Origin of the sequence: Haladaptatus sp. ZSTT2, assembly GCF_037081775.1 — an archaeon.
Taxonomy (GTDB): Archaea; Halobacteriota; Halobacteria; order Halobacteriales; family Halococcaceae; genus QDMS2.
This window is the reverse complement of the sequence record NZ_JBAMHQ010000001.1, coordinates 155,122-174,561: the sequence shown is the minus strand read 5'-3', so window position 1 is coordinate 174,561 and position 19,440 is coordinate 155,122. Positions and strand designations below refer to the sequence as shown.

Annotated in this window: 20 protein-coding genes and 1 pseudogene; 10 read left to right on the top strand and 11 right to left on the bottom strand. The window is 61.1% G+C overall.

What is annotated here, in order from left to right; genetic code table 11:
• The first annotated feature begins 3 nt into the window (after window positions 1–3).
• Entirely contained in the window at window positions 4–780 is a 777-nt protein-coding gene (locus tag V5N13_RS00890) for an SDR family NAD(P)-dependent oxidoreductase (RefSeq protein ID WP_336359225.1), read from the top strand.
• A 68-nt stretch (window positions 781–848) separates the two neighbouring features.
• On the opposite strand, the gene V5N13_RS00885 is transcribed toward V5N13_RS00890, so the two are convergent.
• The 3 genes from V5N13_RS00885 to V5N13_RS00875 all read right to left on the bottom strand — a co-directional run bounded on the left by V5N13_RS00885 (window position 849) and on the right by V5N13_RS00875 (window position 3,796).
• On the bottom strand, window positions 849–1,523 hold the full coding sequence (locus V5N13_RS00885; protein ID WP_336359224.1) for a hypothetical protein: 675 nt from the start codon (window positions 1,521–1,523) through the stop codon (window positions 849–851).
• 86 nt (window positions 1,524–1,609) lie between these two features.
• Entirely contained in the window at window positions 1,610–2,593 is a 984-nt protein-coding gene (locus V5N13_RS00880; RefSeq protein WP_336359223.1) for an LLM class flavin-dependent oxidoreductase, read from the bottom strand.
• Window positions 2,594–2,635: 42 nt separating this feature from the next.
• Window positions 2,636–3,796, bottom strand: coding sequence for a CaiB/BaiF CoA transferase family protein (locus V5N13_RS00875; RefSeq protein WP_336359222.1), 1,161 nt, complete (start codon window positions 3,794–3,796; stop codon window positions 2,636–2,638).
• 79 nt (window positions 3,797–3,875) lie between these two features.
• Between V5N13_RS00875 and V5N13_RS00870 the strand changes: the two genes are divergently transcribed.
• Window positions 3,876–5,093 carry an acyl-CoA dehydrogenase family protein gene (locus tag V5N13_RS00870; RefSeq protein WP_336359221.1) on the top strand — a complete coding sequence of 406 codons (1,218 nt, stop codon included), beginning with the start codon at window positions 3,876–3,878 and terminating at the stop codon, window positions 5,091–5,093.
• Here the strand turns inward: V5N13_RS00870 and V5N13_RS00865 are convergent.
• Window positions 5,090–5,521 (bottom strand): GNAT family N-acetyltransferase, encoded by a 432-nt coding sequence (locus V5N13_RS00865; protein ID WP_336359220.1) that lies wholly within the window; start codon window positions 5,519–5,521, stop codon window positions 5,090–5,092. The genes V5N13_RS00870 and V5N13_RS00865 overlap by 4 nt on opposite strands.
• 45 nt (window positions 5,522–5,566) lie before the next feature.
• The gene (locus V5N13_RS00860; protein ID WP_336359219.1) at window positions 5,567–6,043 is read right to left on the bottom strand and encodes a redoxin domain-containing protein; all 477 of its coding nucleotides are present in this window, start codon (window positions 6,041–6,043) and stop codon (window positions 5,567–5,569) included.
• Between the two features lie 78 nt (window positions 6,044–6,121).
• Between V5N13_RS00860 and V5N13_RS00855 the strand changes: the two genes are divergently transcribed.
• Entirely contained in the window at window positions 6,122–6,361 is a 240-nt protein-coding gene (locus V5N13_RS00855) for a glutaredoxin family protein (protein WP_336359218.1), read from the top strand.
• Here V5N13_RS00855 and V5N13_RS00850 read toward each other — a convergent pair.
• Window positions 6,358–6,756 carry a cupin domain-containing protein gene (locus V5N13_RS00850; protein WP_442905084.1) on the bottom strand — a complete coding sequence of 133 codons (399 nt, stop codon included), beginning with the start codon at window positions 6,754–6,756 and terminating at the stop codon, window positions 6,358–6,360. The two genes, V5N13_RS00855 and V5N13_RS00850, sit on opposite strands and share 4 nt — an antisense overlap.
• Window positions 6,757–6,790: 34 nt before the next feature.
• Window positions 6,791–7,543: a Sir2 family NAD-dependent protein deacetylase gene (locus tag V5N13_RS00845; protein WP_336359216.1), complete on the bottom strand. Its 753-nt coding sequence runs from the start codon at window positions 7,541–7,543 to the stop codon at window positions 6,791–6,793.
• A 135-nt stretch (window positions 7,544–7,678) separates the two neighbouring features.
• Here V5N13_RS00845 and V5N13_RS00840 point away from each other — a divergent pair, with 135 nt between their 5' ends.
• Window positions 7,679–8,749: a phosphotransferase family protein gene (locus V5N13_RS00840; protein WP_336359215.1), complete on the top strand. Its 1,071-nt coding sequence runs from the start codon at window positions 7,679–7,681 to the stop codon at window positions 8,747–8,749.
• A gap of 74 nt (window positions 8,750–8,823) precedes the next feature.
• A pseudogene (locus V5N13_RS00835) lies at window positions 8,824–9,996 on the top strand (3-hydroxyacyl-CoA dehydrogenase); the annotation flags it as partial.
• A gap of 13 nt (window positions 9,997–10,009) precedes the next feature.
• Here V5N13_RS00835 and V5N13_RS00830 read toward each other — a convergent pair.
• The 4 genes from V5N13_RS00830 to V5N13_RS00815 all read right to left on the bottom strand — a co-directional run bounded on the left by V5N13_RS00830 (window position 10,010) and on the right by V5N13_RS00815 (window position 13,780).
• Window positions 10,010–11,149, bottom strand: a complete 1,140-nt coding sequence (locus V5N13_RS00830; protein ID WP_336359213.1) for an acyl-CoA dehydrogenase family protein — start codon at window positions 11,147–11,149, stop codon at window positions 10,010–10,012.
• Window positions 11,150–11,201: 52 nt separating this feature from the next.
• On the bottom strand, window positions 11,202–12,098 hold the full coding sequence (locus V5N13_RS00825; RefSeq protein ID WP_336359212.1) for a ribonucleoside-diphosphate reductase: 897 nt from the start codon (window positions 12,096–12,098) through the stop codon (window positions 11,202–11,204).
• A 62-nt stretch (window positions 12,099–12,160) separates the two neighbouring features.
• The gene (locus tag V5N13_RS00820) at window positions 12,161–12,952 is read right to left on the bottom strand and encodes an enoyl-CoA hydratase/isomerase family protein (RefSeq protein WP_336359211.1); all 792 of its coding nucleotides are present in this window, start codon (window positions 12,950–12,952) and stop codon (window positions 12,161–12,163) included.
• A gap of 51 nt (window positions 12,953–13,003) precedes the next feature.
• Window positions 13,004–13,780 carry an SDR family NAD(P)-dependent oxidoreductase gene (locus tag V5N13_RS00815; RefSeq protein ID WP_332898939.1) on the bottom strand — a complete coding sequence of 259 codons (777 nt, stop codon included), beginning with the start codon at window positions 13,778–13,780 and terminating at the stop codon, window positions 13,004–13,006.
• Window positions 13,781–13,856: 76 nt separating this feature from the next.
• On the opposite strand from V5N13_RS00815, the gene V5N13_RS00810 reads away from it, so the two are divergent.
• From V5N13_RS00810 to sod, 5 genes are all read left to right on the top strand, one after another.
• Window positions 13,857–15,254, top strand: coding sequence for a cryptochrome/photolyase family protein (locus tag V5N13_RS00810; RefSeq protein WP_336359210.1), 1,398 nt, complete (start codon window positions 13,857–13,859; stop codon window positions 15,252–15,254).
• 81 nt (window positions 15,255–15,335) lie between these two features.
• Entirely contained in the window at window positions 15,336–16,277 is a 942-nt protein-coding gene (locus tag V5N13_RS00805; protein ID WP_336359209.1) for a UbiA family prenyltransferase, read from the top strand.
• A gap of 73 nt (window positions 16,278–16,350) precedes the next feature.
• Window positions 16,351–18,036 carry a histidine kinase N-terminal 7TM domain-containing protein gene (locus V5N13_RS00800; RefSeq protein WP_336359208.1) on the top strand — a complete coding sequence of 562 codons (1,686 nt, stop codon included), beginning with the start codon at window positions 16,351–16,353 and terminating at the stop codon, window positions 18,034–18,036.
• A 48-nt stretch (window positions 18,037–18,084) separates the two neighbouring features.
• Window positions 18,085–18,687, top strand: a complete 603-nt coding sequence (locus tag V5N13_RS00795; protein ID WP_336361403.1) for a DJ-1/PfpI family protein — start codon at window positions 18,085–18,087, stop codon at window positions 18,685–18,687.
• Between the two features lie 97 nt (window positions 18,688–18,784).
• A complete protein-coding gene (gene sod / locus V5N13_RS00790; RefSeq protein ID WP_336359207.1) occupies window positions 18,785–19,384 on the top strand; it encodes a superoxide dismutase in 600 nt (199 codons plus the stop codon).
• Window positions 19,385–19,440 lie beyond the last annotated feature (56 nt).

Genomic DNA, 19,440 nt, shown 5'->3' with positions numbered 1-19,440 from the left:
GGTATGGATTTCGGACTTGCTGAGAAAACCGCCCTCGTCACCGGGGGCGCAGGCCGTATCGGAAGCGAAGACTGTCGCGTGCTCGCTGCAGAAGGTGCAACCGTCGTCGTCCTCGATTTGGAAGCCGAGGCCGCGGAGACGGTGGCAGACGAGATTCGGGAATCGGGTGGGACTGCCCATGCCGTCACCTGCGACCTGACCGACCGGGGCGATGTGAAAGACACAGTCTCTGCGCTCCGCGAGGAAACCGGCGGCATCGACATTCTCGTGAACAACGCCGGCCTCGTAGACGCCCAGAGCCAGCTCAAAGACTACGACGACGAGAAGTGGGATTTGGACGTTGACGTGAACCTGACCGGCGCGTACAACATCTCGCGCGAGGTGTTCCCGGCGATGTGCGAGCGCGGGTGGGGGCGGGTTATCAACATGTCCTCGATGGCCGGGTGGTACGGCGGCTTCGGACAGGCTTCCTACGCCGCGACGAAGGCTGCGCTCATCGGGTTTGGGAAAACGATGGCGCTCGAAGGAGCGCGAAACGGCGTCACCTGCAACATCATCACGCCGAACATCGTGATGGACGCGCTCGCAGACCTCTCATCTGAGGAGTTAGCCGCGACAAACCCGATGTTCGAGCGTATTCGGAAGGCAACGCCGATGCAGAAACTCGGCCGTGAACGCGACGTGTCGAATCTGATTGCCTACCTGTCGAGCGAGCAAGCGAGTTACATCACGGGACAGGTCATCGGTGTCACAGGCGGTATCGACCTGTTTTCGTTCTGAGCCACGGCTCACGGTCGGTTCAAGGGGTGTGAAAACCCTGGAGGGCACAGGGATTTAGTCGTGGGGCGTTAGCTGTTCATCTCCGTCGTCGTGGTCTCAGTCGAGTTGTCGGTGGAGTTGTCTTCCTCGACGCCACCTTCTAAGTTGGGCGTTGGTTCGCTGCCGTCGGTCGAAATCATTACCCAGAAGATGTCGCCGTCTTTGACCATATACTGGGTCGGGTCGACGGTCACGTCGCGCTGCTGGATGGCAATGTTCGTGTTGAAGTCACCTGAGTTGTACGTTTCGCCGTCCACGGTGAGCGTCGTGTTCTCGCCCATCTTCTGGTAGCTGATGTTCGGAACTTGGTTGAGCCCCTGTCCGAGCGTGACAGCTTCCTCTGAGAGGTGCCACTTGTTGTTGTTGTTTTTCTCCGTGTGGAAGTGGAACGGCTGTAAGTTGTCGTCGTCGACGAACGTCTCGGTCGAGAGGTTCATACGCTCGCCATCGACTTCGAGGTACATCGCACCGTGCCAGTGGTCACCGTCTTCTGCGCCGGGGCCGTCCATCGCGGCCTCGGTGGTGGTGGCGTTCTCGGTGGTGGTCATGTCGCCTTCCGTGGTGGTCGTGTCACCTTCCGTGGTCGTGCCGTTCTCCGTGGTCTCGCCATCGCCGCTGTTGCTAGAACAGCCAGCGAGGCCGACTGCGATTGCACTGCCTGTCACTTGGAGGAACCGGCGGCGGGTTTTCTTCGTCATCATCATGGAAAAATCGGGCTATCCCCTTTCCTATGCACTCCGTAAATCAGGGTCTAAGGGGTGATTAATCAGAAAAGATGACTATCTATAATTCAGAGATGCGACGGCGATAGCGCCTCAATCGTCTGTTCGGCTAACTTTTCAGCCGTCTGATTTGGAATGGTGATGAGCGGCCGGTCGATGGCGGGATTTTCGATTACGTCGTGGAGGCGGTCGCGGGCCTGTTCTGGCGTCCCGGAGACGCCGAGGGCTGCCACCATCTCGTCTGTGACTGCAGCGGCCGCGCCTTTGCGGTCGCCGCCGCGCCACGCGTCTGCGACGGCGTCGGCCTCCTCGGGGAACATCTGGGCGACCGCGCGCTGGTAGCCCTTCCCGCTGCCGACGTAGTAGGCAATGTGGCCGCGAATCGCGTCGTGGGCTTCCGCCTCGTCGTCGCTGACTGCAGACGGAATGTAGGGCGCGACGGTGATGTCGGCTGGGTCGCGGCCCGCCTTTGTGGCGTGTTCTGCGACGTACTCGAACGCCTCTTCTAAGTGCGGGAACGGGATGTTGTGGGGAATCCAGCCGTCTGCGAGGCGGGCGACGACGCGACGATTTGCGGGGCCGAGCGCAGCATGGTACACTTCCACGTCGGCATCGAGCGGCGGGAAGTCCTTCGTTTCGAACAGCTCACCATCGTAATCCACGCGCTCATCGCCGCCACCGAGGAACTGTTTGACGAGTTCGATGGTTTCGTGCGAACGGCGCACGGGACGGTCGAAAGGCATCCCGTGGAGGTCTTCGATTGCCTTTGGCGTACTCGTCCCGAGGCCGAGGGTGAACCGGCCATCGGAGACGCGGTCTAACGTCGCGGCGGTCATGGCGAGGACGGCGGGCGAGCGCGAGAAGACGTTGAGAATCGCCGTCCCAATCTCGATATTCTCCGTTTCCCCGGCGATAGCGGTGAGCTGAATCGTCGAGTCAGACCCCCAGAGTTCTCCGAGCCAGACGGAGCCATACCCCAAGTCCTCTGCGCGAGCCGCGAGTTCTGTCGGATTGACGGTGCCGATGTGCGGGAGTAACAGGCCAAGTCGCATGGTTGCACTCCACGCGCCGGGCAAATAACTCTTGGTGGGCAGTCAGTCGATGACGCCGTCGCGGCGCAGGGTGTCGATGTTGAACGGCGAGAGACCCACGTCTCGCAACACAGCTTCGGTGTGTTCGCCCTGTTCTGGGAGCGATTCGTCCGTGTCTCGGGTGCGGTCGGTGACCGCCGGAAAGCCGATGCGCGGGCGACCATCCTCGGGTCGTCGGATGATGCCGCGAGACGCGAGTTGCGGGTGGTCAAGAGCTTCTGAGAGCGTGTACACCCCGCCGAAGGCGGCGTCCACGTCCGCGAGTTCCTCCACCCACTCGTCGCGCGTCTTCCCGGCAAAGAGGTTCGAGAGTTCCTCGCGCAGGGCGTCGCGTTCTGCCGGGTCGGTGGTGCCGTGAACAGCAACGAGGTCTGGTCTACCGACGGCTTCACAGAAGGCTTCCCAGAACTTCGGTTCGAGGGCGGCGAGCGTCACGTAGCCGTCTTTCGCGGCGTACACGTCGTACCACGGATACACACCGGTGAGCGACGTTTCACCCGGGCGCGGCGTCTCGCCGTCGAAGGCGGGCGCGGCGAGCGCGTGGGAAAACGAGAGGACGACGTCGGTCATCGACACGTCGACGTAGCTCCCGCCGCTGCCGAGTTCTCGTGAGAGCAAGCCGCTCACGATGGAGAACGCACAGAAGAGGCCGCCGGCCATGTCTGCGGTCGGATAGCCCGGAATTTGAGGCTTTGCAGTCTCGTCTTCGCGAGTCATGTCGAGCAGGCCCGCGAGGCCGATATAGTTCAGGTCGTGGCCAACCGCGTCGGCGAGCGGGCCGGTCTGCCCGAAGCCAGAGAGCGAGCAGTAGACGAGTTTCGGATTGTACTCGGTGAGCGTGTCGTAGTCGATACCTAACCGGTCTGTGACGCCCGGGCGAAAGCTCTCGAACACCACATCCGCGTGTTCGACGAGTTTGTAAAACGCCTCCCGCCCGGCGTCCGCTTTCAGGTTGATGGCGACGCTTCGCTTGCCGCGATTCACGCCGTCGAACACCGCGCCGATGCCCTCGTCGGTGAGCGGCGGCATGGCTCGCGCGTAGTCTCCCGCGCCGGTGTCTTCGACTTTGATGACATCCGCACCGAGATCAGCGAGGAGCTGCGTGGCGTAGGGACCGGGAAGCAACCGAGTCAAATCGAGGACGCGGATACCAGAGAGATTCATGGTCGCATCTCACACGGCGGCTACTTAATGTTCGATGCTGACCCCGAACGTTAACCTCTTGACCGGTGTTGGTAGCGTCATGCCTGCAGAAAACAACCACGGCGGGGTTTCATTTGGGGTGGGCGAAGAGACACGGCTCATCCGCCAGAGTCTCGACCAGTTTGTCGAACGCGAAGTCAGACCGCTCGAAGCCGAGTTGGGCGAGGTGTTGGAGAATCCACGGCTGCGGCACGAAACGGATGGCCGGTTCGTTTCCGACGTGCTCGACGCTATTGAGAAAATCCGTAAGAAGAGTGCAGACGCGGGCTTTTACGCCATGAACATGCCCGAGGGCGTCGGCGGAGAGGGTGTCTCGACGGTGACGTGGTATCGCGCGAAAACGCACGTCGCGGCCAAAGGAACCGGCCTCACACGCCACATCCTTGCCGGGCCGGAGGGGCCAAAACCGCTCTTGTTGCAGGCGAATACGGAGCAGACCGAGACCTACCTGAAACCCGTCGTCCGCGGCGAGCAATCGACGGCGTTCGCCCAGACCGAACCCGGTGCAGGCTCTGATTCCCCGAACATGCAGACGACGGCGCGAAAGGAGGGTGACGAGTGGGTGATTACCGGGCGAAAGCAGTGGATTACGAACGCGCCGTACGCAGATTTCGTGCAGGTGTTCGCTCGCACGACGCCGCAAGAAAAAGCGGGCCGCTACGGCGGCATTACGTGTTTCATCGTAGAAGCCGACGAGTACGAACTCGGCGCGATGAACAACGCCGTCGGCATGGAGGGGATGCAGGCAGAACTCGTCTTCGATGAGGTTCGCGTCCCCGACTCGCGCGTGCTTGGCGAGGTGGATGCAGCGTTCTACTCCGCGATGGACTTTCTCTCACTCGGTCGTCTCGAATTGGGTGCAGAGGCCGTGGGTTATGCAGAACAACTCGTAGACGAGTGCGTGTCCTACGCGAACCAGCGCGAAGCGTTCGGCCAACCCATCGGGAAGTTTCAGCAAATCTCTGGGAAAATCGCCCGCGGAAAGGCGCGGGTCGATGCTGCAGACGCGGCAGGTCTCCGGTGTGCGTGGCTGATGGACAGTGGAGAGGATGCGATACAGGCGTCGTCTGCGTTCAAGTGGCTCGCCACCGACGCCTACTGGCAACTCGCAGACGACACGGTGCAGATACACGGCGGCAACGGCGTCGCGGAGGAAAATCCGTTCATGGACCACCTCCATCTCGCGCGCATCCTTCGCATCGTGGAAGGCACTGACGAAATTCAGCTAAATACGATTGCGAAGCAACTCGGCGTCTAAAACAGCTTGTCCATCGTGACGTGCGGGATGCCCGCCTCTTCGAACTCGTCTCCCTGTTGAAGGTAGCCAAGCCGCTCGTAGAACGACTTCGCGTGTACTTGCGAGTTGAGAATGAGGTGGTCGTAGCCGCGTGCGTGTGCCTCCGACTCGACACACGCCATGAGTTCGAAGCCGAGTCCGTTACCGCGATACGGTTCGAGCACGGCCACGCGCTCTATTTTCGCCCGTTCATCGTCGAGCGGGCGAAGCCGCGCAGCCCCGACGGCGTCATCGTCGATATAGGCGACGAAGTGGACGCAATCGTTTTCGTACTCGTCAACCTCCAACTCTTCTGGTACACCTTGCTCCTCTACGAAAACCCGGAATCGAACGGAGAGAGCATCTTCATACTCCGCGTCGGACTCGACGACGTGGATAGACGAACGCATATGACAGAATATTCGTGGTCTACGAAGATAAACCGCAGGACTGAGTCAACACTCGAAAACCGCGGTTTCGATTTCTTCTCGGGGAACCGGTGAAATCCAGTCATCCGCGAGCCACCGATACTGGACGATGCGGTCTGCATCGAGCACAAAGATGGCTCGCCGTGCCGTCGAAACCCCGGCCATTCCGTCGCGTTCACACCGCACGTCGTATGCGTCGATAGCGCGGGCGTCTACGTCCGCGAACAGTGAAAACGGGCTGTCGAGGTCTCGCAGGAAGGCGTTTTGCGCATACGGGCCATCGCGGGTGACGCCGGTGACGGTCAGTCCCTCGAACTCGTCCCAACCAGCAGTGGCGTAGCGCGTCCACCAGTTGTGCGTGATGGCGCTGCCCGAAAACCCAGAGAACACGAGCACGCCGCCGCGCTCACCGAGGACGGCATCGAGGCTGGCTTCGCGGAAGGTTTGGCCGTCACAGTACAACGCCGTAAAGGTGGGCGCGCGCTCGCCTGTGGCTGGTGGCATAGCCGTCACGAGGTGCGGGAGTACCAAAATCCTCCGGGCCACACCACGCTTTTATTCGTGTGGGTGCTTCTGCGTGCTATGAGCCTCACCCTCTACCGACTCGAAGGCTGTCCGTGGTGTGAACTCGTGGTGGACAAACTTGACGAACTCGACGTAGAGTTCGAGAGCGTCTGGGTCGAAGCCCTGCACTCGAAGCGTAACGAGGTGAAACGGGTCTCCGGCCAGCGGGGCGTCCCCGTCCTCGTCGATGACGAGTACGGCGTGACTATGGCCGAGTCCGCGAAAATAAACGAGTATCTCTCCGCCTCCTACGCCTAATCAAGCGCGTGTGGGTCTAAGCCGGGGTCGTGTACCGGCGGCGTTCCAATCGCCAACACGACGCCGCGCTCGTCACCGACGTTCCGGTAGCCGTGGCCGATTTCCGGGCCAGCCGAGAAAAACGTCCCAGGCCCGACTTCACGGACTTCTTCCTCGCCAGACCGCCCGAGTTTCAGCGAGAAGGTGCCTTCGATGACGTAGTAGAACTCCTCTTGTTCCGAGTGGGCGTGGTAGCCGATTTGCTCGCCGGGTTCGAGATACCAGAGTTTGGCGTTCATCTTCTCTAACCCCAACACGTCGTCGAGCGAGCGGATGTTGAGGTCCGGGGGGAGTTCGTCGATTTCAGAGAGGTCGGTCACGGGCACGTCTTTGGTGTGGGCAACGCCGTAGTCCATCGCACCATAGCTCACGGTACACGCTCCCAAAACACTAGGGCTTGCGGACAGCAGCGGCGAGTCGCGGAAGCACGTCGGTCACGTCCGCGTCGAACGTGTAGTCTGCGTCGAAGCCGGTGTCATCCAGATTCACGTAGATAGTGGTCGCACCGTGTCTCGCCGCGACGTGCGGGAGCGAGGCGGCCGGCTCGACCGAGAGCGACGACCCGGCGACGAGAAACACGTCACATGATTTGGCGAGCGAGTGCGCCCGCGACATCGCCACCTCTGGCATGGATTCTCCGAACAACACGACGGCAGGTTTCACGATACCGTCACACGACGCACAGCGCGGCGGGGCGTTTCCGGCTTTGACCGCGTCCCACGCCGGGGCTGCGTCGGCGCGGTTTCCACAGTCCATGCAGACGACCTCTGCGCCCGTGCCGTGGAGTTCGATGAGATTCGCTGTGCCCGCCTCGCGGTGCAGGCCATCGATATTTTGCGTGATGAGTGTGTCGAGGTGGCCCGCCGATTCGAGTTCTGCGAGCGCGTGGTGGGCGTCGTTGGGCGCGATATCGCCCCCGGCGTAGATGTCTTCGAACATCGAAAGCCGGTCGCGCCAGAAGCCTTCGGGGTCTGTGCGAAATCGGCTGAAGTGGAAACTCTGTGGGTCGTGTTTCTCCCAGAGGCCGCCTTCGCTGCGAAAGTCGGGGATGCCGGAGGCGGTACTGACGCCTGCGCCCGTGAGCGCGACGACTGAGTCTGCCTCGCTGAGCGCGGTGGCCGCCTGCGAGAGTGCCTCGTCCATGGGGTCACTTTGTCGTGCGAGACAAAAGGCGTATCCCGATTTGTGTACGTCAACAGCCGCCGATACCCGCAGGTTTTCGTAGCCGGAGGTTGTAGCCGCGACCATGTTAGAGATTAGCTTTCTGAGGTGGGCACTGTGAGCGACCATTCAGAGGAGTACTTCTCGCGTATCGTAGACGAGGAGAAACTCGCAGCCTTCCTTGAAGCCGAGTTGGGCGCGGCAGATGAGTACGACGTCCGCCATCACAAAGAGGGCCACTCGAACGAGACGCTGTTCGTGACGTGGGGGGACTTAGAACTCGTCATCCGACGCCCGCCACCGGGTGAAACTGCAGAGTCAGCACACGACGTGCTCCGGGAGTACAAGGTGATGAACGCCCTGCAGGACACGCCCGTCCGCGTGCCACGCACCATCCTCGGCACGGACGACCACTCGATTCTCGGCTGTGACTTCTACGTGATGGAAAAAGAGGCGGGAGACGTACTGCGCCGAGACGAACCCGAGCGATTTGCCACCCCCGAAATGCGCGAGCAAATCGGTATCCAGCTCGTCGATGCGCTCGCAGAGATTCACGAGACGGACTACGAGGCCGTCGGTCTCGGTGAGTTCGGCTATCCGGAGGGCTACACCGAGCGGCAGGTCAGCCGCTGGAAAAAGCAGTTCGACTGGGCGAGCGAAGTCACGGAAGAAGAGCGCACTGTCGAAGGCGTCGAAGCAGTGTACGACTGGCTGGTCGAGAACACGCCCGAGAGCCACGAACACACGCTCGTCCACGGCGACTACAAACTCGACAACGTCATGTTTGGGCCGGGGACGCCTCCCGAAATCGTCGGTGTGTTCGACTGGGAACTCTCGACGCTCGGTGACCCGCTCTGTGACCTCGGCTGGATGCTCGCCTACTGGCGCGACGTAGACGACGAACCGCCTGCCGTCCCCGACCTGATGGCGCGGTTCATGGAGCGCGAGGGCTACCCGAGTCGCCAAGACCTCGTTGACCGCTACGAGGAACAGACAGGCCGTGAGTTCGTCCACGAGCGCTTCTACCGGACGCTCGCGGTGTTCAAACTCATCGGGCTTGGTGAGATGTTCTATCGGCGCTATCTCGAAGGCAACAGCGACGACGACCTCTACCCACAGATGGAGACGCAGGTGCAACAGTTAACCGACCGCGCCCAGCGCATCATCGACGGCAAAGAGTCGCTCTGAACACACCGCTTTTCCGGTGAAAACCGGCCACCGTCGGCGGTGGAGTTAACTAGTTTGCTGACAGCGGATTAGCCATGACCGTAGATGGGATACAGCGAGTGACAGTGCTTGGCGCAGGAAACATGGGCCACGGCATCGCGGAGGTGACGGCCATCGCGGGTTACGACGTGACGCTCCGCGACATCGAGCGCGAGTACGTAGAGAAGGGCCACGGCCAGATTCAGTGGAGCCTCGAAAAGCTCGAATCGAAGGGGAAACTCGACGAATCAGCCGCAGACATTCTCGACCGCATCGACCTCGCCGTCGATATCGAGAAAGCCGTCGCAGAGGCAGACCTCGTCATCGAAGCCGCACCGGAGCGGCTGTCGATAAAGGAAGATATCTTTACAGACCTCACCGAGTACGCGCCAGCCGACGCGATTCTGGCAACGAACACCTCGTCGCTGTCGATTACGCAGATTGCGAAGGTGGTCGACAATCCCTCACGAGTGGTCGGTTTACACTTTTTCAACCCACCGGTGAAAATGCCGCTCGTGGAGGTTATCTACGGCGAGGAGACGAGCGAGGACACCGCGACCGCGGCCGCCGACTTTGTCGAATCTATCGACAAGACGCCCATCTACGTTCGTAAGGACGTGAACGGCTTCGTCGTGAACTCCGTACTCGGGCCGTTTCTCGACGAACCTGCGTGGATGGTCTCAGAGGATGCGGGAACCGTCCGCGACATCGACGCGACGATGGTGTACGAGCGGGGCTACCCGATGGGACCGTTCGAACTCTCTGATATGACCGGCATCGACATTTCCCATAGCGTGCGAGAGGAAGCGGGGAAGCCAATCGCTCCGGCCATGCAAGAACGCGTGGACGCAGAGGAGTACGGCAGAAAATCAGGGAAGGGCTGGTACGACTACGAGAACGGCGGCGCAGACTACACCGAAGACGACGTGTCTGGCGACGTGGACACTCTGCGCATCGAAGCGCGGATGATAAACGAGGCGGCGAAACTCGTAGACCAAGCCGTCTCCATCCCAAACGAGATTGATACGGGGATGAAACTCGGTGCGGGCTTCCCCGAAGGACCGTGTGCCAGAGCCGACGAAATCGGCCTCGACGTGGTGCTCGATTCGCTTCGCGACCACTACGAGCGCACGGACGCAGATCGCTTTGAGCCAAGCCCGTATCTCGTCTCGCTCGTCGAAGACGGAAAGACCGGCAAAGCCGCCGGCGAAGGCTTCTACACCTACGACTGACTCGACCGGCTCAGAGCAGTCGGTCTGCGATGATGTTTTTCTGAATCTCCGAGGTGCCTTCGTAGATTTTCGTAATCCGTGCGTCGCGGTAGAAGCGCTCTGCAGGGTGGTCGGTGACGAAGCCAGCCCCGCCGTGGACCTGCAAGCCCTCGTCTGCGACGCGAACCGCCTGCTCGCTTGCGAACAGTTTCGCCATCGATGCGAACTTCGCGGCGAGGTCGTCGTCGCCCGATTCGACCGCAGTCGCCGCGCGATAGTTGAGCGACCGCGCGGCTTCGACGTTCGTCGCCATGTCTGCAATCTTGTGGCGAATCGCTTGGAACTCCGCGATTGGCTTGCCGAACTGTTCGCGCTCTCCGGCGTAGGAGATGGCTTCATCGACCGCGGCTTGTGCGACGCCAAGCGCCTGCGAAGCGACGCTGACGCGCCCGTGGGCGAAGAAGTTCATGAGCTGGTAGAAGCCCTTGTCCACCTCACCGACGACGTTCGCTTCCGGAATCCGCAGGTCGTCGAAGGTGAGTTCGGCGAGGTCTGAGGCGTGGATACCGAGTTTGTTGTCGATTTTGTGCGCCGTTAAACCCGGCGAATCGGTGGGGACGAGGAAGGCGGTGATGCCGCGATGGCCCGCGTCGGGGTCGGTTTTCGCCATCACGATTGCCACGTCCGCGACGTTCCCGTTCGTAATCCACATCTTGGTGCCATTGATAACCCACTCGTCGCCTTCTTGGACGGCTTGTGTCTCCATCCCGGCGACGTTCGAGCCGTGGGCTGGCTCGGAGATGGCGCTCGCAGAGACCGCCTCTCCGGCGGCGATTTTCGGGAGCCACTCCTCTTTCATCCACTCGTCGCCGTATTTGATGAGCATGGACGTGCCGAATCCGGCACTGGAGATGGCGCTCCCGATTCCGGCGTCGGCTCGCCAGAGTTCTTCGGTGATGACGGCGACAGCGAGTAAATCGAGGCCTGCACCGCCGTACGTTTCGGGGATGTTCGGCGCGACGAAATCGTACGCCGCGGCTTTCTTACGGATGGCCGCGGGATACTCGCGCGACTCGTCGTATTCGCGGGCGACGGGGCGGATTTCTGCCTCGCCAAACTCGCGTACCGCCTGTCGGATTGCCTCTTGCTCTGCGGTGAGACTGAAGGACATAGTAGACTCATGCTAGCACGAGTCAAATAGCTTCGTCCGACAGCCTTGCAGTTTAGTCGAGTGCGGTCAACGTCTCAACGTCCGGAATCTCGTGGTCGCCATCGACGATTTGAGTCATGCGCTCTGTGTGTTTGCGCGCGGCATATGCGGTGAGGTCTGCGCTGTCCGGTCCGGGAAGGCCTTCTCGACTCCGAAGCCCGTCGGTCGTGATGGCGTTTACGAGCGGCAAGAGGTCGCCGACCGTCTCGTGGAGGAACGATGGGGCGACCCCCTCTGTGACGAGGGCTTTCAGCTTCGCCATCCCGAACCCGACGTGGCGGCCTTCGTCGCCGCGGATTTTGGCAAGGCCAGTGGTGAGTCCCGGGAGAGTCGGCAGGGCAGCGTAGGTGTCCGGCCCGTAGGCTTGCTGGAGACCGTAGTAGGCGGTCTGTGCGAGGATACCCTCCACGACGAGATGGTAGTGACAGTAGGCGTTCGCCCGCGTCTCAAGCGTATCTTCTGAGAGGAGGCGTGTCATCGCCGCTTCGGTGCGGTCGAACAGTTCGATGTATTCGGGGACGTACCAGCGGTCTGCCTGTGGCGAGGTTTGCGGTTCACCGCGTTCTGCCTCTGCCTCGTTCACCACTTCGCGCCAGTAGCGGTCGAAAAAGTCGGTGTGCTTTGCTTCTTCGTAGAGCTGGGTCGTGATGAACGCCTGGTCTTCCGGTCGTTTGAGGACGACCGCGAGTGGGGCGAGGTCGGTCGTGACTGCCTGCTCGCCCGCGCCGAACTTGGCGAGCGCGCCACGAAGACTGTCGAACACCGGTGGCTCCATCTCACAGAGCGCTTCGCGGTCGGCAATCAGGTCGATGTCCGACGGGTCCCAATGACGCGACACTGCGTTGCGATAGTAGCGAAACGACCGCGCTTCACGGTCGAGAAGGGCGGGTTGGGTCGAATCAAGATGCATACTGCACTGTCTGTTGGGACGCAGAGAAAAGGTTGTGCAACGCTACCGAACGCCAATCGAGTTCATTCGCCGGTGAATTCGGGGGCGCGCTTTTCCATGAACGCGGTCGCGCCTTCGACGTGGTCGTCGGTGGCGAAACACATCACCTGTGCCGACGCTTCGTTCGTGACGGCTTGGTCGAGCGACTGCTCCATTCCTTGGCGGATGAGCCGTTTGGAGGCGCGCAGGGCGACCGTCGGCCCAGTGGCGATTTTCTCAACGAACTGCTCGACTGCCGCCTCGAATTCGTCTTCGCTGTAGACCTGGTTGAACAGGCCAAGTGACTCCGCGCGGGCTGCGTCGACGAGTTCGCCGGTGAACACGAGTTCTTTCGCCGTGTTTTCCCCGACGATGCGCGGCAGGAAATACGAGGTGCCAGAGTCCACGGTGAGGCCGACCTGCCGGAAGCCGAAGCTAATCTTCGAGTCCTCGGTGGCGAGTAAGATATCGCAGGCGATGGCGAGGTTCGCGCCCGCGCCGAACGCCACGCCATCGATTTTGGCGATTGTTGGCAAGTGGAACTCGGCCACGCGCACGACGGCGCGCGAGGTGCGCTGGACGATGAGTTGCTCGCGTTCGGGGAGCGAGTACTCGCCTTCGAGCCCCTTCATCATCGCGTTGATGTCGCCGCCCGCGGAGAACGCACCCTCCGCGCCTTCGATGATGACACAGCGCGCGTCGCTGTCTTCGATTTCAGAGAGCGCGTCGAGAAGCCCCGCAGAAACTTCGTGCGTGAGGGCGTTTCGCACGTTGGGGCGATTCAGCGTGATGGTCGCGATTCCCGCGTCGATGTCGAGCAAGACTGCATCCGCCATAATACCCGCACCGAGACGGGGTGCGCACTTGATTCTACCGCCGACTCCCGTCTATCGCGCCGTCCAACCCCCATCGACGGCGAGGCACTCGCCGGTCACGTAGGACGCGGCGCGACTGGCGAGGAACACGGCCGGCCCTGCCAGTTCTTCTGGGTCGGCAAATCGGTCAAGCGGTGTTCGGTCGCGGATGGATTGGGCGAGTTTGTCGTTGCCTGTGACGCCCTCTGTGAGGTCGGTATCGACGTAGCCGGGTGCGATGGCGTTCACCCGCACCGTCGGTGCCCAGTCTAAAGCCATGCTCTTCGTGATTCCCACGAGGCCGTGTTTGGAGGCGACGTAGGGGTGTTGGCGCGGGAGGCCCACTAAGCCGCCAACGCTCGCGACGTTGATGACGGACCCGCCGTCGCTCTCGTGGAGGTACTCGGCTGCGGCTTTCGTACAGAGAAACGCGCCGCGGAGGTTCACGTCAATGACGAAATCGAGGCCGTCCGCTTCGATGTGCTCGGGTTCACCGAGGGCGCTCCCCGGATTCACGCCCGCGTTGTTCACGACGCAGTCGATGCCGCCGAACTCGGCTGCGGCCGTCTCCATCAGCGCGCGGATGTCGGCTTCGTCGGTCACGTCGACCGTCGCCGCGAGCGCCTCGCCACCCCGGTCTCTGATTTCCTGGGCCACGTTTGCCACGTCGTCTTCGGTGCGCGCTGCGGGCACGACGGCCGCGCCCGCGTCTGCGAGGCCGAGGGCGATTGCGCGGCCAATTCCGCGGCTCCCGCCCGTTACGACTGCGACACGCCCGGTCAAATCGAATTGCTCCATAACGGCGTCCATGGGTGGTTCTGTCTGTCGCTCCCCTTAACTGCCCCGAACGCGGTATACTTTGGCCGCGGCGTCCGTTGGCTCTGCCATGCAGGTGTGCTGGCATCGACGTGACCTCAGAATCGCTGACAACCGCGCCCTCGCCGCCGCTGGTGAGGCCGGTCGCGTGCTCCCCGTGTTCGTCTTCGACCCGAACGTCCTCCAGCACGCCTCCGCGAATCGCGTGTCCTTCATGCTCGATGCGCTCTCGAAACTGCGTGAGGAGTACCGCGAATTGGGCGGTGACCTGTACGTTGCCCACGGCGACCCAGTCGAGATTCTTCCCGAACTCGCCGAGGAACACGGCGTCGAAAAGGTGTGGTGGAACATCGATTACTCGGGGCTTGCCCGCGAACGCGACGCGGCGGTGCGCATGGCACTCGCAGACGCAGACGTAGCCCGCGAATCGCTGCACGATGCCATCTGCCACGAACCGGGGAGCATTCTCACGAACGACGGCGACCCCTACTCCGTCTACACCTACTTCGGGCGCAAGTGGCACGACCGCGAGAAAGACGCGCCATTCGAGCCGCCTGAATCAGGCAGTATCGCGGCGGTCGAAGGTGCGGCGTTGCCATCGCTTTCTTCGCTTGGGTTCGAGGAATCGACCGCCGACATCGCTTCTGCGGGAACCGACGCGGCGCGCGAACGGCTGGCTGCGTTCTGTGACGACGCCATCTTTCGGTACGACGAGAGACGCGACTACCCCGCAGAATCGAGCACGTCTCGACTGTCAGAGCACCTGAAGTGGGGAACCATCGGTATCAGGGAGGTGTACGCGGCGACCGAGCGGGCGAAAGCGCGCGCAGAGAACGACGAAGCCGCAGAATCGGTCCACGAGTTCCAATCGCAACTCGCGTGGCGCGAGTTCTACGCGCACGTCCTCTGGTACAATCCGAACGTGACGTGGGCGAACTACAAGACCTACGAGAACCCGATTGCGTGGCGAAACGATCAATCGGAACTCGCCGCGTGGAAAGCCGGGGAAACGGGCTACCCCATTGTGGACGCGGGAATGCGCCAACTCCGGGCGGATGGGTTTATACACAATCGCGTGCGGATGATTGTCGCCTCGTTTCTGACCAAAGACCTGCTCATTGACTGGCGCGAGGGCTACGACTGGTTCCGCAAACACCTCGTTGACCACGACACCGCGAACGACACGGGTGGGTGGCAATGGGCGGCGTCGACGGGCACCGACGCCCAGCCGTACTTTCGCATCTTCAACCCGATGACTCAAGGCGAGCGTTACGACCCGAGCGCGGCGTACATCAAACGCTACGTCCCCGAACTGCGCGACGTAGACGCGGACACCATCCACGGGTGGCACGGGCTGACAGACCGCCTCCGCAAAAAAGTCGCGCCCGACTACCCACACCCCATTGTCAACCACAGCGAGCGCCGCGAGCAAGCCCTCTCGATGTTCGAAGCCGCCCGCGAAGAATAGTCGAAGAACGTGATATTTTTTATTTCAAACATAATATGTATGCTAAGATACAAATGAGCCGATGGAGTTTCTTAGGATGGAATGTCGATTCGAAACGACGCGGCGACCAAAGTTGGCACCGGATTGCACAACGTTGGCACCGCAATCAAGGCACCAGAATCGTACGGAGAAACCAAAACACAGCTCTACAATGTCGTGGTCCACGGGACCCTCTTTCTCGGCCTCGTCGGGGCGACGAAAATTTACGTGGTTGCAACCCTCCTTTCGCTCTCCTTGAACCCCGCCGTGCTCATCGCGTTTCTCGTTTCTTTTACCGTTTACTCACACAATAAATTGACAGATTTAAATGAAGATGCGATCAACAATCCCGACCGAGTCGCGTTCATCAAACCAAAAAAACGGCTGTTCATCGCGTTGTCTGCCGGGGCGTACCTCCTCGCACTTTTCCTCTCGTTTTTCGGTGGGATTGAGGCAGTCTTACTTACACTCTTTCCCGGTGTGAGTGGGATTCTGTACAGCGAGTCGTGGCTTCCCGTCTTCGAGGCTGATCGCCTCAAAGATATTTTCTTGGTGAATACGTCGTTCGTGGCCGCTTCGTGGGCCGTGCCCGTTGCCTATCTCCCCCTCGCATTCGCCGGGAAAGCAATGACGACCGCGAGCCTGCTCGTGTTCGGCTTTTTCTTCATCCGTACGTTCATCGCCGGAGAGGTGTTGAACGTGCGAGACGCAGAGGGCGACCGCCGTGAAGGCATCACGACGCTTCCGGTGCTCGTTGGCGTCAAACGCACGCAGCTGGTGCTCTACGGACTCGACACCCTTTCGCTGTGTCTCATCGCCGGTGCGAGCATGCTCGGCGTGTTTTCCCCGCTCCACTGCCTCGCGCTCATTCCAGCAATCGTCTACTCGCTTTGCATCACCACGTCGCTTGGCACAGACGTGACTCTCTCTCACTTAGAGATGGTGCGTGATTTCGAATATTTCATCATGGCGCTGTCACTCTCTGTTGTGGTTTTCTTCTTCTAAAACATGAATAGGTTTGCTAATTTCGCGCACATAATGTAATTACGTTTCGGCACGAAGGGGTGAATCAAGCACCGTGTCACTCCCACTCGATTTACTCGTCGTTATGCTCACTGCCACGATAATTGGTGGCATCGTCGCCATCCTGGCGTGGCGACAACGCCCAGAGCCGGGAGCGACGGCGCTCGCCATCTTGATGGCGGCGGCGTCGTGGTGGTCGTTGTTCTATATGCTCGAACTCAATGCGGCGACGCTCGCAGCCAAACTGCTCTTCGCGCGTCTCCAGTGGTTCGGGTCGGTGACCCTGTCGGTCGCGTGGGTCGTCTTCGCGCTTGAATACACCGGCAACGACGACTACGTTCGACCCCGAAATATCGCGCTGCTCGCGGTCATTCCCGCCATCACGCTCGTACTCGTCTGGACGAACGACTGGCATCACCTCATCCGCCACTCGGTCGGCATCGAACAAGTGGGCGACATGGTCGTCCTCACGCAGAGTTTCGGCCCGTGGTTCTGGGTCATGATTGGATACACCTACATCCTGGCGTTAGTGGGTGATTTGTTGTTCATCGACTTACTCGAAAACTCGCCGGTTATCCACCGCAAACAGTCGGTTGCCATCCTGCTCGCCGCGCTCGCCCCGTGGGTGGGGAACCTCATCTTTGTGGGTGAGTTACTTCCGTGGGTCGCCATCGACCCGACACCGGTTGCGTTCACTGTCTCCGGCGTCGCTAGCTTCGGCGCGATTTCGCAGTACAAACTGTTCAAGGCGAGTCCCGCCCCGGGTCAACTCGCCCGCACATTCGTCTTAGACGAGATGGCAGACGGCGTCATCGTCATCGACTCAATGGGCACTATTGTGGACATAAATTGGAGTGGGGCGACTATCGTCGGTGAACCCGCGCTCTCGCTCCTCGGCAGGCAGGTTCAAACCGTGTTTCCAGAATACGAAAAGCTGTCCAACGTCGTTGACGACGAGTCGGAACTCATCACGCTCGGGTCGAAAAACGACACGCGCCACTACGAGGTGAGCCGGTCGAATCTGTGCGACCACCACGAGCGTACCATCGGACAAGTGCTTGTATTCCGCGACGTAACCGAACGCTTCCGCTACCAACAGCGCCTCGACGTCCTCAACCGCGTCCTTCGTCACAACCTCAGAAACGAGATGAACGTCGTCTACGGCTTTGCAGACCGCCTCGAAGAGGCGGGCGCAGACGCAGAGCTCACGGGACGGCTCAAACAGAAGTCGCTGCAACTCGTCGATATGGGGAACAAAGCGCGCGCCGTCCAAGAGATAATCGAGACAGACAGCGACGACCTGCCACAGATTTCGGTGGCGAGCGTCATCGAAAGTACGGTCCGCGCGCTCGAAGGGCGATTTCCAGCGGTCGACGTGACCATAGAGACACTCCCTCCCGAAGGGGTGACCTGTGGCTGGGTCATCGAGCCGACCCTCGAAAATCTGCTCGAAAACGCCGCAGAGCACAACCCAGAAGACCATCCAACCGTCACCGTCTCCGCTACGGTTGACGCCGATTGGCTCACGATTTCCGTCGCCGATAACGGCCCTGGCATCCCCGAAAACGAGATCGCCGTGTTAAACGCGGGCCAAGAAACGTCGCTCATGCACAGTCGCGGGCTTGGCCTCTGGCTCGTGAATTGGGCGGTCAAAGCCCTCAATGGCGACCTCTCGTTTTGCGAGAACGACCCGCACGGGACGGTCGTGACGATTCGGATTCCGCGCTCAGAAGTCGAGTGACCGCCCCGAAATTGCTTTGCGCCATCCCGCCGAGGGAACTGTATGCCAATGCGAATCGATATTCTGTGCTACGACGGGTTCGACGAACTCGACGCCATCGGTCCATACGAGGTGTTCCAGTCAGCCGCCGCGTTCGACGCGCCCTTCGACGTGCGGTTGGTGACGCTCGATGCCCGCGAGACGGTGACAGCGAGCCACGGGCTCAGCGTCGGTATCGATGGTGTGCTCGACACCGAACAGCCAGCAGATATCGTGGTCGTGCCCGGTGGTGGCTGGAACACGCGCAGCGAGAAAGGCGCGTGGGCAGAGGCGGAAAAAGGAGCGGTACCAGCCGCGCTCGTCGCCGTCCACGACGCAGGCGCGACCGTCGCTGCAGTGTGTACCGGCGGGATGTTACTCGCGCGCGCCGGACTCACCGACGGGCGACCGGCGGTGACCCACGCCTCTGCGCTCGATGAGTTGCGAGAGACGGCCGCAACGGTTGTGGACGCGCGCATCGTCGACGATGGCGATATTCTCACCGCCGGTGGGGTCACATCGGGCCTCGACCTCGCGCTCCATCTGGTCGAGCGCGAGGCGAATGAAGAGATTGCAACGCGGGTGGCAACCGAACTGGAGTACGAGCGACGCGACGCTGTGCGTGAGTATTGAGACCGCTAGCAAGCAGCTGGGCAGTGTGGAATGCTAGCAATCGACTCCTTAAGGTTTAACAGGATTCCGACGCATGGATTACGTGGAGGACTATCTCATGAGCTACGAACTTTCACCACTTCCGTACGACTACGACGCACTCGAACCACACATCTCAGAACAGGTGCTCACGTGGCACCACGACACCCACCACCAGGGCTACGTAAACGGGTGGAACTCTGCAGAAGAAACCTTAGAGAGCAACCGTGAGTCAGGTGACTTCGGTTCCTCGGGCGGCGCACTGCGCTCTGTGACCCACAACGGCTGTGGCCACATCCTGCACGACCTCTTCTGGCAGAACATGTCCCCGGAAGGCGGCGACGCACCCGAGGGCGACCTCGCAGACCGCATCGAACAGGACTTCGGTTCCTACGAAGCCTGGAAGGGCGAGTTCGAAGCCGCTGCCTCCGCCGCCGGTGGCTGGGCGCTTCTGGTCTACGACTCGTTCAGCAACCAGCTGCGCAACGTCGTCGTTGACAAGCACGACCAGGGCGCACTCTGGGGCAGCCACCCAATCCTCGCCCTCGACGTCTGGGAGCACTCGTACTACTACGACTACGGCCCAGCCCGTGGCGACTTCGTCGAAGCGTTCTTCAACGTCGTCGACTGGGAAGAGCCAGCCGCACGCTACGACCAGGCCGTCGAACTGTTCGAGTAAGTCCACACCTTCACCATTTTATTGCTGCCCGTCTCGTGAGCGACGGCGCTCGCAAA

Excerpts from the sequence above, each read along its gene's own strand:
- V5N13_RS00890 (WP_336359225.1), top strand. The coding sequence starts at position 4 with ATGGATTTCGGACTTGCTGAGAAAACCGCCCTCGTCACCGGGGGCGCA.
- V5N13_RS00885 (WP_336359224.1), bottom strand. The coding sequence starts at position 1,523 with ATGATGATGACGAAGAAAACCCGCCGCCGGTTCCTCCAAGTGACAGGC.
- V5N13_RS00880 (WP_336359223.1), bottom strand. The coding sequence starts at position 2,593 with ATGCGACTTGGCCTGTTACTCCCGCACATCGGCACCGTCAATCCGACA.
- V5N13_RS00875 (WP_336359222.1), bottom strand. The coding sequence starts at position 3,796 with ATGAATCTCTCTGGTATCCGCGTCCTCGATTTGACTCGGTTGCTTCCC.
- V5N13_RS00870 (WP_336359221.1), top strand. The coding sequence starts at position 3,876 with ATGCCTGCAGAAAACAACCACGGCGGGGTTTCATTTGGGGTGGGCGAA.
- V5N13_RS00865 (WP_336359220.1), bottom strand. The coding sequence starts at position 5,521 with ATGCGTTCGTCTATCCACGTCGTCGAGTCCGACGCGGAGTATGAAGAT.
- V5N13_RS00860 (WP_336359219.1), bottom strand. The coding sequence starts at position 6,043 with ATGCCACCAGCCACAGGCGAGCGCGCGCCCACCTTTACGGCGTTGTAC.
- V5N13_RS00855 (WP_336359218.1), top strand. The coding sequence starts at position 6,122 with ATGAGCCTCACCCTCTACCGACTCGAAGGCTGTCCGTGGTGTGAACTC.
- V5N13_RS00850 (WP_442905084.1), bottom strand. The coding sequence starts at position 6,756 with ATGGACTACGGCGTTGCCCACACCAAAGACGTGCCCGTGACCGACCTC.
- V5N13_RS00845 (WP_336359216.1), bottom strand. The coding sequence starts at position 7,543 with ATGGACGAGGCACTCTCGCAGGCGGCCACCGCGCTCAGCGAGGCAGAC.
- V5N13_RS00830 (WP_336359213.1), bottom strand. The coding sequence starts at position 11,149 with ATGTCCTTCAGTCTCACCGCAGAGCAAGAGGCAATCCGACAGGCGGTA.
- V5N13_RS00825 (WP_336359212.1), bottom strand. The coding sequence starts at position 12,098 with ATGCATCTTGATTCGACCCAACCCGCCCTTCTCGACCGTGAAGCGCGG.
- V5N13_RS00820 (WP_336359211.1), bottom strand. The coding sequence starts at position 12,952 with ATGGCGGATGCAGTCTTGCTCGACATCGACGCGGGAATCGCGACCATC.
- V5N13_RS00815 (WP_332898939.1), bottom strand. The coding sequence starts at position 13,780 with ATGGACGCCGTTATGGAGCAATTCGATTTGACCGGGCGTGTCGCAGTC.
- V5N13_RS00810 (WP_336359210.1), top strand. The coding sequence starts at position 13,857 with ATGCAGGTGTGCTGGCATCGACGTGACCTCAGAATCGCTGACAACCGC.
- V5N13_RS00805 (WP_336359209.1), top strand. The coding sequence starts at position 15,336 with ATGTCGATTCGAAACGACGCGGCGACCAAAGTTGGCACCGGATTGCAC.
- V5N13_RS00795 (WP_336361403.1), top strand. The coding sequence starts at position 18,085 with ATGCGAATCGATATTCTGTGCTACGACGGGTTCGACGAACTCGACGCC.
- sod (WP_336359207.1), top strand. The coding sequence starts at position 18,785 with ATGAGCTACGAACTTTCACCACTTCCGTACGACTACGACGCACTCGAA.